Below are 538 nucleotides of genomic sequence, written 5' to 3' on the forward strand. Positions count from 1 at the left end.
GTCACTGTGCAGGTCCGGTGACGCATAACCGGTGACCGTGGACAGTTCTGGATCGCCGGTGACCAGTAGGGCGACCGAGTCACCGCTGACATCCCAGACGCAACGCCCATCGACTGCCGCCGATCGACTGCTCCGAAGAATGTCCGCCATGTCGGGGTTCGGCTCCGCAAGCAAGCCGGTCCAGCCGAATCTGTCTTCGAGAAGCTTCGTATTGCTGTGTCTGGCGCCATCGTGCGCGCCGAACTCCACGAAGTAGCCGTTCGCCTTGAGGTCAAGCTCGAAAAGCACCCAGAGATCCTGCAGGAGTTGCCCGTGCGCAATATGCTGCATGCTGCCGCAAAATGCGAGGAATTTCAGTTCATCAGAGGCGTTGTCACGCCACGAGTCGTGAAGCGCGATGGTGGAGAAGGTCACCGACTCGACTCTGGGGGAACGCGATAGTCGATCCAGAGTCTTGACCATTGACCGCTTGACAACCGATCGAGCCTTCATGTCCACTCCCTTGTCAATTTCGTTCGATCTTCGATCCGTCTCCAGC

At 58.6% G+C, this 538-nt stretch carries 1 protein-coding gene; it reads right to left on the reverse strand.

What is annotated here, in order from left to right; all coding sequences use genetic code 11:
• Positions 1–414 (reverse strand): hypothetical protein (locus ACTWQI_RS29890; RefSeq protein WP_443275235.1); only part of this gene is annotated, 414 nt, incomplete at its 3' end.
• Positions 415–538 lie beyond the last annotated feature (124 nt).

It is taken from the genome of Streptomyces sp. KR80, assembly GCF_052245555.1.
Lineage (GTDB): Bacteria > Actinomycetota > Actinomycetes > Streptomycetales > Streptomycetaceae > Streptomyces.